Source organism: Texcoconibacillus texcoconensis, assembly GCF_014202575.1.
Taxonomy (GTDB): domain Bacteria; phylum Bacillota; class Bacilli; order Bacillales; family Salisediminibacteriaceae; genus Texcoconibacillus; species Texcoconibacillus texcoconensis.
The window spans coordinates 91615-104318 of sequence record NZ_JACHHB010000013.1; the positions used below are offsets into that span (position 1 = coordinate 91615).

9 protein-coding genes are annotated in these 12704 nt (G+C 37.9%); 8 read left to right on the plus strand and 1 reads right to left on the minus strand.

Features of this window, described 5'->3' with window-relative positions; genetic code table 11:
* Positions 1-92: 92 nt before the first annotated feature.
* The 7 genes from HNQ41_RS13405 to HNQ41_RS13435 all read left to right on the plus strand — a co-directional run bounded on the left by HNQ41_RS13405 (position 93) and on the right by HNQ41_RS13435 (position 10467).
* The gene (locus tag HNQ41_RS13405; protein ID WP_184664950.1) at positions 93-1613 is read left to right on the plus strand and encodes a carboxypeptidase M32; all 1521 of its coding nucleotides are present in this window, start codon (positions 93-95) and stop codon (positions 1611-1613) included.
* 168 nt (positions 1614-1781) lie between these two features.
* Positions 1782-3503 carry a glycosyl hydrolase family 18 protein gene (locus HNQ41_RS13410; RefSeq protein ID WP_184664937.1) on the plus strand — a complete coding sequence of 574 codons (1722 nt, stop codon included), beginning with the start codon at positions 1782-1784 and terminating at the stop codon, positions 3501-3503.
* A 264-nt stretch (positions 3504-3767) separates the two neighbouring features.
* Positions 3768-4199, plus strand: a complete 432-nt coding sequence (locus HNQ41_RS13415) for a universal stress protein (protein ID WP_184664938.1) — start codon at positions 3768-3770, stop codon at positions 4197-4199.
* 51 nt (positions 4200-4250) lie between these two features.
* Positions 4251-4670, plus strand: a complete 420-nt coding sequence (locus HNQ41_RS13420) for a CoA-binding protein (RefSeq protein WP_184664939.1) — start codon at positions 4251-4253, stop codon at positions 4668-4670.
* A gap of 357 nt (positions 4671-5027) precedes the next feature.
* Complete coding sequence (parE, locus tag HNQ41_RS13425) at positions 5028-7001, plus strand: DNA topoisomerase IV subunit B (protein WP_184664940.1); 1974 nt, start codon at positions 5028-5030, stop codon at positions 6999-7001.
* A 4-nt stretch (positions 7002-7005) separates the two neighbouring features.
* The gene (gene parC, locus HNQ41_RS13430; protein WP_184664941.1) at positions 7006-9444 is read left to right on the plus strand and encodes a DNA topoisomerase IV subunit A; all 2439 of its coding nucleotides are present in this window, start codon (positions 7006-7008) and stop codon (positions 9442-9444) included.
* 372 nt (positions 9445-9816) lie between these two features.
* Positions 9817-10467, plus strand: a complete 651-nt coding sequence (locus tag HNQ41_RS13435; RefSeq protein ID WP_184664942.1) for a hypothetical protein — start codon at positions 9817-9819, stop codon at positions 10465-10467.
* 136 nt (positions 10468-10603) lie between these two features.
* On the opposite strand, the gene HNQ41_RS13440 is transcribed toward HNQ41_RS13435, so the two are convergent.
* Positions 10604-11437 (minus strand): helix-turn-helix domain-containing protein, encoded by an 834-nt coding sequence (locus HNQ41_RS13440; RefSeq protein WP_184664951.1) that lies wholly within the window; start codon positions 11435-11437, stop codon positions 10604-10606.
* A gap of 469 nt (positions 11438-11906) precedes the next feature.
* Between HNQ41_RS13440 and HNQ41_RS16820 the strand changes: the two genes are divergently transcribed.
* On the plus strand, positions 11907-12518 hold the full coding sequence (locus HNQ41_RS16820) for a lytic transglycosylase domain-containing protein (protein WP_184664943.1): 612 nt from the start codon (positions 11907-11909) through the stop codon (positions 12516-12518).
* Positions 12519-12704 lie beyond the last annotated feature (186 nt).

The window sequence follows — 12704 nt, forward strand, 5'->3', positions numbered from 1 at the left end:
CCAACAGAAGTTCTTACTTAGCGATCTCTCTTTCGATTTTTGGCGAAACAGTTTATGATAGATGTACTGCTAAAGTTATACATATAAGGAGGATCACATTGAGTATTCAAAATGTGGAAAAAGACTTTCGTCATTATGTAAAGAAGATGAGTCATTATGAAGAAGTAATTGGATTAACGGCATGGGACCTTCGTACAGGCGCTCCAAAAAAAGGGGTTGAGCAACGTTCTGAGGTGATCGGCACGTTATCGACAGAAGTATTTCGTATGTCAGTGTCTAAAGAGATGGAAACATTTCTCGATAAATTAGAAGCACCAGAAGTGCAAAATGAAATCGATGATGTAACAAAACATACGGTTCGTGAGTGTCGGGAAACTTTCGATAAAAATACAAACGTTCCAGAAGAAGAATATGAAGCATTCGTTATTTTAACAGCTCAAGCTGAGTCAGTATGGGAAGAAGCGAAGGATAAGCAAGATTTTGAAATGTTTAAGCCTTACCTTGAAAAAATTGTCCGTTTTAATCAAAAGTATGTGGAATGGCAAGGGTATTCAGGTCATAAATACAATACGTTATTACACGAATTTGAACCAGGATTGACCGTAGAAACGCTAGATCGTGTATTCACTGAGTTAAAAGAAGCGTTAATCCCGCTAGTCAAAAGAGTCACAGAGTCCTCTAGTCAACCAGAGACAAACTTTCTATATGAATACTTTCCGAAAGAAGAACAACGGGCATTTAGCGAACAAGTGTTGGAGAGCATGCAATATGATTTTGAGGCTGGACGACTTGATGAAACGGTTCACCCATTTGCAATTGGCTTAAATGCAAATGATGTTCGGGTCACAACAAAATATGATGAAAATGATTTTCGAACAGCTGTTTTCGGTACGATTCACGAAGGTGGGCATGCCCTTTATGAACAAAATATTGACGCGAAATACAAAAATACACCTTTATGCACAGGCACATCAATGGGTATTCACGAATCCCAATCTCTGTTTTGGGAAAATTTCGTAGGTCGTCATTACGCTTTCTGGGAAGCTCATTATGATTTGTTAAAACAGTTTAATGAGGGTCAGTTTAAAAATATCGGGCTTGATGATTTTTATTGTGCGATTAATGTTGCTGGACCATCGTTTATTCGAATTGAAGCTGATGAGATGACTTACAGTTTACATATTATCCTTCGCTATGAACTGGAAAAAGCACTGATCAATGGAGAGTTGGAAGTAAATGATCTACCACAAGCTTGGAATGATAAGATGGAGGAGTACTTTGGTATTCGACCTCGTCATGATGGTGAAGGTGTTTTACAAGATGTACATTGGGCAGGTGGCATGTTCGGGTATTTCCCTTCCTATGCGTTAGGTTATGTTTATGCTGCACAACTAAAAGATGCGCTCATCAAAGATATAGGCAACTTCGAAACACTGCTTCAAGAAGGGCGACTAGCACCGATCAAGGAATGGATGACAAAGCATGTACATCAGTTCGGGAAAAGCAAACAACCACTTGATATTTTGCGTGATGCAACAGGGTCTTCAATTAATGCGCAACCGCTCTTAAATTACTTGCGAACAAAATATGAGGAGATTTATCGCTTAAACTAAACGAATAAACATGAAATGCAACGGTCGTGCTGATATTAGAAAAGCGACCGTTGCTATTTTGCGCGAATTATTTCACGTACCTTATTAATAACAACCATTATACATACAAACATAATTAACAAAAGGGGAATCAACAACAAGATAGCCGAAAAAGGGGAGAATAATCAGATGCGAAGTCGTGACCAGAAAGAGGTAGAAAAACGAAAAAAACGTATGAAATTATTTAGCTTAATAGCAATGGTTTTCATACTGACAGTCGTTTTTATCGTTATCCTTTACCCATTCCCTTCAAATGAGAAGATTGAAGACCGACGTCCTGACAATGCCATTATCTACGAAGGTAATCATTATGACAAAGCGTTTAATGACTATCAGGACCACCTTTTCTTACCGTTTTCATTCATCAAAGAACATCTAGATGAAACAATCCATTACGATGAATCAAGTGATGCGGTTATTATAACAACAGAAAATCAAGTTTTACGGTTTCCAAATGATGAAATTGAAGGCTATGTCAACGAAGAACCGTTTACATTTGCAGTAGAATCATTTATTACTGATGGAGAAGAGCAATTTGTTGAACTAGAGCAACTTGCGAATATTTATCCATTTTCGTTTGAATATGATGAAAATCAGAATGTTTTATGGGTAGATAAAGATGGGGATGAAATTGATTATGGTAAGGTTTTAGATGGGCGTGAATCGAAGCGAAATATCAGAAGTGAACCAGATATACGTTCTCCCTATTATAAAACGTTAGTAGAAGGGGATTCTATACGATTGTATGAGCAGGAAGAAAATGGCTTCGTTCGAATGATAGCAGAAGATGGAACACCAGGTTTTCTTAAAGAAGACATCATAGAGAGTACAGAAACCAAAACAATTGAAGTCGATGACCGAAATGAAGATGAATCATCTTTGTCTCTTCCTGATGAGCCAGTAAACCTCACATGGGAAGCTGTTTATTCTAATAACCCGAACCCTAAGGACTTACCGGAGCTGCCAGGTGTTAATGTTGTTTCTCCGACTTGGTTTCACCTTAATAATGGTGACGGAGATTTACGTAACTTAGGATCGAGAAGTTATGTTGAATGGGCTCATGAAGAAGGGTTTGATGTATGGGGGCTATTCTCCAATGACTTTGAACCAGATCGAACTCATGAGGCTCTTAAAGATTATGAATCACGTCATCATATGATTCGTCAACTCCTTCAATACAGTGAAATGTATGACTTAGATGGGATTAACGTTGATTTTGAAAATGTCTATCTTGATGATCGGGATCATTTAACTCAGTTCATGCGTGAATTGACACCGTTTTTACATGAAGCAGGCCTTGTTGTTTCAATGGATATTACCTTTATTTCAAGTAGTGAACAATGGTCAAGGTTTTATGATCGAGAAGAACTAGATGAAATCGTTGATTACATGATTGTCATGGCCTATGATGAACATACAGCAAACTCTGCTGTACCTGGTAGTGTGTCGAGTTTTCCTTGGGTAGAACAACATCTACAAGTGCTATTAGATGTCGTCGATCATGAACAACTGATATTGGGTATTCCAACATATACGCGCTTGTGGGAGGAAAAAGAAACGGAAGACGGTAACATTGAAGTGTCATCCACTGCTATTGGTATGGATGAAGCAAAGGAATGGATTGCTAGTAGAGGGATTGAACGAGAGTATGATCAGTCCACAGGCCAACATTATGTCGAAGATTCCTCTCAAGAAGAAGGGGTCACTCATAAAATTTGGCTTGAAGATGAAATGTCTATTGAGAAACGAGTAGAACTTGTGGAGAAGTATGATTTAGCAGGGGTTGCTAGTTGGAATCGTGAGTTCATGAATGATGAAGGTTGGGAAGTATTAAACAACGCGCTTCACTAAATATAATAATTCAAAAAAGAGGTTGGATTGATTCAACCTCTTTTCTTAGGTTTGAGCGATACCAAATAGGGTATTTAAAATAAAGGACGACCTTTTCTGCTTAAGAACCGCTTATTAGCGGTGAGAAAGGTTTAACCAAATCACCTTCTTTTACGTACAATATATTAAAATACATTCGTGCATATCTTGTAACTAATAATTACCTAAAATAGGGAAACCGCGCGTTTTTGAAGAAAATCTGGGTGACCTTTGGGAGGGAGAGGAATGTTCGAGCACATTCTCGTAGCAGCTGATGGTTCGTCTCATTCACTAGAAGCGGCAAAGAAGGGGGTTGATATAGCCAAAACACAAACATCTTGTTTTGTAACGATTGTTCATGTTGTTGATGAAATCCCATCTCATACTGACGTGATGGGGATGGACTTTGAACCAAGGGATTGGCCTACACACAGAAAAGAACGTGTTCGACCTGTGGAAGAATTGTTCGAACAACATAGCGTGAATTTTAAAACAAAGCATTTATATGGTGAGCCAGGTCCTACAATTGTTTCACAAGCAAATCAATCTAATGTTGATCTCGTCGTTATTGGAAGTAGAGGGTTAAATCCACTACAACAAATGGTGTTAGGAAGTGTAAGTCATAAAGTTGCTAAACGAGCTCAATGTCCAGTCATGATTGTAAAAAAGAATAAATAATTGGTCTCTTGCTCTATTCACTGAAATTTATTTGTAGAAGGGGTGCTTACAATGGCATTTGAAAATCCAACACGCGATGAAATAAAAAAAATACTACAAGAGTCTGAAACGATCGCTGTCGTCGGTTTATCTGACAACCCAGAACGAACGTCATACATGGTTTCAGCAGCAATGCAAGACGCAGGATACAAAATCATTCCTGTTAACCCTAATGTTGAAGAAGTATTAGGTGTCAAAGCTGTATCAACTTTAGATGAATTGGATGAGGATGTTGATATCATCAATGTTTTTCGACGTAGCGAATTTTTACCGCAAATTGCTGAACTAGCAGCAAAAACATCCGCTTCTGTATTTTGGGCGCAACAAGGTGTATATTCGGAGCAAGCTGCTGAAATTGTCCAAAATGAAGGGATGAAGGTTGTGATGGACCGATGTATTAAGGTCGAACATGCTATGACAAAGAAAAATTAATATTTATGCTTTAAAGGCTGACGCTCCTGTAAATATACAGGAAAATCGTCAGTCTTTTCTTTTGATTATAATAAATACGCTTGAAAAACCGTTCCACAAGCGCTACATTATACATAGTGTGAATACGAACAGAAATCGAACATAACATGACATGTATCGAAACGAGTGTACTGATGTGTTATGATGAATCATACTGATTTGGTAACGCAATGTAAAGATAACAAAGAAAACCAACCTAAAAAGATAGAACGTTTATCAAATAGCGATAAGGATGAGCAAGAAACTGATGTTATTCAAATGCTCTCTTGTCTATTTTATTGAATCGCTTCCTTGAGGACACGAAAGGAGTTTAGAAGATTGACGCAGCATTCATTGAATTATAATGACGATTCGATTCAAGTGTTAGAAGGCTTGGATGCCGTTAGAAAGCGTCCAGGTATGTATATTGGTAGTACTGACCATAGAGGGTTACACCACCTTGTTTTTGAAATTGTAGATAACTCCGTTGATGAAGCTTTAGCAGGTTACGGTCAACATATAATTGTGAAACTCCACGAAGATGGTAGTGTGAGTGTTTCCGATGATGGTCGTGGATTACCAACAGGTATGCACCGTACAGGAAAACCTACACCAGAAGTGATCTTCACCGTTTTACATGCTGGAGGTAAATTTGGTCAAGGCGGATATAAAACAAGTGGTGGACTGCACGGTGTTGGTGCCTCAGTCGTCAATGCTTTATCCGAATGGCTAGAAGTGACCATTCACCGTGACGGCCAAAAGTTTCAGCAGCGCTTTGTTAAAGGTGGAAAGCCAGATACGACTTTAGAAGTTGTTGGCAAGACCAAAAAAACAGGAACAACAATTCGCTTTAAACCTGACTCTGATATTTTTGGTACAACATCTTTCCATGAAGAAACATTGGCTGAACGTCTGCGTGAAGCAGCTTTCTTATTGAAAGGTTTACAGATCGAATTTGATGATGAACGTGACCGGCATGACATCAAGAAAGATGTTTTCTACTATGAAAATGGCATTAATGCTTTCGTTGAATACCTTAATGCTGAAAAAGAAGGGCTTCATCCGGTTGTATTTTTCCAGGGAGAACATCAAGATATTGAAGTCGAAGTTGCGTTCCAATTCAACGATGGGTTTACGGAAAATGTTCTTTCCTTTGTTAATAATGTACGCACAAAAGATGGTGGAACCCATGAGTTAGGGACGAAAGCTGCCTTCACACGTGTCGTAAACGAACACGCGCGTAAATTGCAACTTTTAAAAGATAAGGACAAAAATTTAGACGGTAACGATATACGTGAAGGTTTCACAGGTATTATATCTGTGAGAATTCCTGAAGAAAAACTGCAATTTGAAGGACAAACGAAAGGGAAGTTAGGAACAGCAGAAGCCCGTTCTGCTGTGGATCAAATTGTTGCAGAACAATTGTCTTATTTCCTTGAAGAAAATCCTGAAGTGAGTAATTTATTAATCCGTAAAGCGATCAAAGCGGCACAAGCACGTGAAGCAGCACGGAAAGCACGTGAAGACGCCAGGAGCGGGAAGAAAAATAAACGAAAAGATGCTATGCTTAGCGGGAAATTAACACCTGCTCAATCGAAAAACCCGCAGAAAAATGAATTATACCTTGTTGAGGGGGATTCTGCAGGGGGGTCTGCAAAACAAGGCCGTGATCGAAAATATCAAGCGGTTCTTCCTTTACGAGGGAAAGTCATTAATACTGAAAAAGCTAAACTTGCTGATATCATGAAAAATGAAGAAATTAGAACGATTATTTATGCCATTGGCGGGGATGTTGGTCCAGATTTCGATATCAAAGATATTAACTATGATAAAGTCGTCATCATGACAGATGCCGATACGGACGGTGCTCACATCCAAGTATTGTTACTCACATTCTTTTACCGTTATATGCGACAACTTATCGAAGCAGGTAAAGTGTATATTGCATTACCTCCTTTATATAAAGTCAGTAAGGGTACAGGAAAGAAAGAAAAGATTGAGTATGCTTGGGATGAAGAAGGATTACAAGAAGCGATTAATAAGGTTGGAAAAGGTTATAGTATCCAACGCTACAAAGGTTTAGGTGAGATGGACGCCACTCAACTTTGGGAAACGACGATGAGTCCAGAAACTCGCACACTTGTTCGAGTGACAATTGACGATATTACACGTGCTGAACGACGTGTCTCTACACTTATGGGTGACAAAGTAGAACCACGAAGAAATTGGATTGAATCTCATGTAGCTTTCGGTTTAGACGAGGATACAAACATTCTCGATAACGCGAACCTACTTGTTACAGAGGAGGAGTAACCCGTTGCAAGAATCAGAAAAGTTTTTAGACCTACCACTAGAAGATGTTCTCGGTGACCGATTTGGTCGCTATAGTAAATATATTATTCAAGATCGCGCGCTCCCTGATGCGCGCGATGGATTAAAACCTGTTCAACGTCGTATCCTTTATGCGATGCACCGCGATGGAAACACTGCTGATAAGCCTTATAGAAAGTCAGCAAAAACTGTCGGTAACGTAATCGGAAATTATCACCCCCACGGTGACTCTTCTGTCTATGAAGCGATGATTCGGCTAAGTCAGGATTGGAAAATGCGGAATTTACTCGTAGAAATGCACGGAAATAATGGTTCAAATGACGGAGACCCACCTGCAGCGATGCGTTATACTGAGGCAAGACTCGCGAAATTATCCGAAGAAATGCTTCGTGACATCGAAAAAGAAACCGTCGATTTCATGCCAAACTTTGATGACTCAGAAAATGAACCTGTCGTTTTACCATCAATGTTTCCAAACTTGCTTGCGAACGGATCTACCGGTATTTCCAGTGGTTATGCAACAGATATTCCACCTCATAACCTTGGCGAGGTGATCGACGCTGCTATTCATTACATAGATAACCCAAATGCAACTGTCGATGATTTAATGCAGCACTTGCAAGGTCCTGATTTTCCGACTGGCGGTGTGATTCAAGGGATTGAAGGTGTTAAAAAAGCCTACGAAACTGGAAAAGGGAAAGTCGTTCTTAGAGGTAAAGCAGACATTGAAGATATACGTGGTGGAAAGCAGAGAATCGTAATTAGTGAAATCCCTTACGATATCGTAAAAGCGACGCTCGTTAAAAAAATTGATGAGCTAAGAATTGATAAAAAAGTTGATGGTATTGCTGAAGTTCGTGATGACACTGATCGAACTGGTTTGCAAGTCGTTATCGAACTCAAAAAAGATGCAGATGCACAAGGGATTTTAAATTACTTATATAAGAACACAGACCTTCAAATTTCTTATCATTTCAATATGGTTGCGATCCACGATAAGACACCAAAGTTATTAGGGTTACGTTCACTATTGCAAGCTTATGTAGAGCACCAAAAAGATGTCGTGACTCGACGTACACAATACAATTTAAGAAAAGCCGAAGAACGTGCTCATATTGTTGAAGGGCTCATTAAAGCAATCTCTGTCCTCGATGAAGTGATTGCTACCATCCGTGCTTCGAAAGATAAAAAAGATGCTAAAGAGTCACTCAAACAACAATTTTCATTTACAGAAGCACAGGCAGAAGCAATCGTGACATTACAACTATATCGTTTAACAAATACAGACGTAACGACGCTTCAAGAAGAATCTGAAGAACTCGCAAAACAAATTGATGAGTACCGCGCTATTTTAGGTGATACGAAGAGGTTACTTCAAGTTATTAAAAAAGAATTACGTCGAATTAAAAAAACGTATGGTGATGAGCGAAGAACTGAAATACAGAAAGAAATTGAAGATATCAAAATTAACTTAGAAGTGGTTGTACCATCTGAAGATGTCATGGTTACAGTTACAGGTGATGGTTATGTGAAACGATCCAGCATGCGTTCATACACTGCATCTAAAGAAGAACCTCCTGGTATGAAAGAAGGAGACCGATCACTAGGGATATATAGCACAAATACGACGCACACATTGCTATTATTCACACGAAAAGGATCTTATCTTTTTGTTCCTGTTCACCAGTTACCTGATATTCGCTGGAAAGATGAAGGACAACATATTGCGAATTTGGTTTCCATGGATAGTAATGATGAAATAGTACATGCAATTCCAATTGAAACATTTAGTGACGATTACTCAATCGTTTTTATTACAAAGAATGGGATGATCAAGAAGTCATTGCTCTCAGAATACCATGCTCAACGACGTTCTCGAGCTTTAATGGGTATCAAGTTAAAAGGTGAGGATGAGGTTCTAGATGTTCACTTGTCATCTGGTGAGTCCGATGTGATCGTTGCAACTCATCAAGGATATGCATTGCGGTTCCATGAAGAGGAAGTTACACCTACTGGGTTACGGACAGCTGGTGTTAAAGCAATTAACTTAAAAGATGAAGATGTTGTTATCAATGGAAAATTAATTAGTAGTGAACATTCTTATATCATTACAATCAGTCAACGAGCTGGGTATAAAAAAATGGATCTGTCACATTTTGAGACGAGTACCCGTGCAAGACGAGGTATTTTACTTCTAAAAGAACTAAAATCAAATCCTCATCGCATTGTGAAAATGTTTTTATCCAATGGGGAAGAGATGGTTCACGTTCAACCCGAGAATGGCACAACTCAAACCATTGACTTAAGCAAAGTTAGGAAAACTGATCGCTATACGAACGGCTCATTTTTATTTGACACGAAGGAAGTTGGATCTGTACTTGACGCCTGGATAGAACAGGGAGAAAAAAAGGAAAATGACGATTAATTAAAAACAGATATCAAGTTATTTTCAACGCACATTGCTTATGGTAATATAAGGGTGAGGAAACACACATTTAAGTGTATAACAACAAACCTTTCAACAAATACTAAAAAAGCCACAGGTGCTGCCAACACCTATGGCTATGTACAATAGCAACCCTTTAGGGTGATTGACTCAGGTCGTTGTTTAGACCTCCCTTAATGCCAGGTCTCAAGGGAGGTCTAATTTTTTTTGTCTTGCGACAGTATCGCGACTAATGTGCCGAACGCAATCAGTCAACTACTCACCACATAGGTAATTAAAAATGTATAGTTACGTAAATATAAATGGAAAAATGACTTTAACCAAAGCAAGAAAAGAAGGGAGGAGACGAATGTGAGAAAAACGCTATTCTTACTTTTATTGACGGTTATATCTGTAGGTGTGATTGTTGGTTGCGGAAGTAATCAAGAAAATAATCGTTTGTCGAATAAAATTGAAGCTGTGGAATTAGATCCATTTGAACAAAAATTACTGAGTAACAATACATCAATAGCTGAAGTGTACGAATTAGATTTAATTAACGAGGTAAATCAAATTGAAATGTTCCTTGAATACGACGAAGACGGGGAGAAGATCGATGTCGTTCCTTTGGGAGGTATCAAAGGTGATGAAAAGGAGTTGGACTTTTCGGAAAAATACACTTTAATTTTTAGTAGTAAAAATGAATTGGTTGAATCAGATCATCAAGACGAAACGATTGAAGGCTCGACATTAACGACCTCATTAATATATGATTATCAAGATCCAGATCAAGATCGTTCATCAAACGTAAATTACACAATTCCTTATCAATCAGAGAAAGAGCTTGGATCAAAAGGATTCATGGGTATAGGTAGTAAGGAAATAGATATTGGTGAACCGACAGCATTAGGCGTTTTTTTCAGTAGTGATTCATTTCCAGCAGATTGGGCAAATGAAGAGACATTGAAAGAAAAATCTAATGATGGAACGATCATTACATACAATATTGAAATGAATAAGTAATACCAACGTTTCAGAATTTTTTCTTCTGTCTCAAAACAAGTAGTATACTACGTTAATGAGACGGATTTTCGTTCCACTCAATTGATTCCTATAATATATATTATGTCTACCCGAGAAAAAAAGAAGAAGACCTTTCCTATTTCATATCCTTTCTCTTTTCTAAAGCATTTTTATGTGTTTTTATACTGTCTTTTAGCAATGTTGGATCTAATTTTTCTTGTTTAAATTCATTGTACTTTCTCTGTAAAAATAAACCTTTGTCAGTATACATCCAATCTGAAAATAACTTGATAGTTCGTCTACCACTTATGTATACACGGTAAAATGTAGCATGACTTGTGAAGTTTGTTTCAAATCCCTGTTTTTCAAGTTTGTTTTGAAGTTGTTTCATAAATAAATAAGATCCTCCTACAAAACTAACAAAAAACTTCGGGTAGTTCACAAAGCCATCGCCATCAAAATAGCCACGAATAAAGTGATTTAAGTATTTATCTGGTACATGTGGAAATTCTATAGTACTTGATTTATTTGGTTTGATACCGTGAATCTGTATTAAGTCCATCTTCATAACCTTACTATTTAAATTTAATATATAGACACCTGTCTTTTCATTTCGATATAGAGGTTGGTTGGACCCCATTTCTGCTTTAATATCTTCAAGGATGGATTTACTTTTTTGAGAGAAACTCACTGTTTGAGCGTGTTGTGGGATTGTCCCATCTGCCACAAAAAATCCAAGGATATAAGCCATATTGTTTGACCAAGTTTTAAAATAATCCTCATTCAAGTCATATTTCCGTTTCCAGTGACCACGTGGTCGTTTAGGGATATTATTTTCGGTTAATATTTGTCGTACATATCTTGCTGAAATATTCGCGCATTCCCCTATTTCACTAGTACTGTAGCCATCTCTATACATATTTATGATTTCAGTTTTATCCAGTGTTCTCTTTGACTTTTTACCTGTCATTTTCACTTCCCCTCCCACCTAGCTTCTATTATTAATATCAATTATACCGAACGTACGTTCTTTATTCAAGCAGTTACTAAATTTGTTCTGCTGTAATCATCTTCAATTTGATGTACATTTTATCCTTCTAATTCAACTAACTTCAACACGAAGACCCCCATGTAAAAAACGGCGAATTCAATCATTTTGTCTTTGCGTGACTCTAACATTTCCATTAATTGTGTTTTCACGATTTCAGTCTCCTCTTATTGTTTCCGTTCACGATCGATACGGTTTTAATGTTCTATTCTATACTAAAATATGTTACCACAATATCATTTCGATATATTGGTAATGGAAGTTGATTAAAAAAAGATGTATTATTAATAGTAAGCTGTAAGATACGTAGTTTGGTCAGTTATCAACTATAACCACTCTATTTCTTATATTGCGCATCCAGTTTAGTAAATTTACTCGAGGTGACTATTCAATGGATATACAACTGTTTCATGAAATGGCACAGGTCAAAGCAATTCGCGGGTTCAGTAACGATACTTCTTCTATATCGTCGCCATCTTCTTCTTTATTCGCTCAATTATTAAAAGCGAATATGACAGAAGGCGATGTTTTTTCTAAAGAAACCACTAACGATAAACCATCTCTACAACCAATGCTCAATAATCAGCCACTTTTATCGTTAAATTCACCAACGTATAAATCGGCTGAACAGTTTATGCCATACATTGAAGAAGCTGCTAAAGAACACCGTGTGGATCCAAATCTTCTTCAAGCTGTTATTCAACAAGAGTCCAACTTTGATCCAAATGCTATCAGCTCTGCAGGAGCACAGGGACTTATGCAATTAATGCCATCTACAGCGCAAGCATTAGGTGTACAAAATACTTTTGACCCTACCGAAAATATCAATGGTGGCGCTAAATATCTTCGCCAAATGCTTGATAAGTACAATAATGATACGGAGTTGGCACTAGCTGCGTATAATGCAGGACCAGGTAACGTTGACAAATATGGTGGGATTCCTCCCTTTAACGAAACCCAAGCTTATGTACCTAAAGTAATGGACAGCTTTATGAAAGCGTAAAAACATCGCTTACGTTATACAAAACACTTGTTCCCCCCTCCGTGTTTCTCCATTCATGATGTTCTAAGAAAATTTTCATTTCGCACTCAAAAATCGAGTAGGAGGAGGGTTCGCCCCTCCGTCCTCTCACACCACCGTACGTACGGATCTCGTATACGGCGGTTCAATAAGTTGAGTGATGTTTTT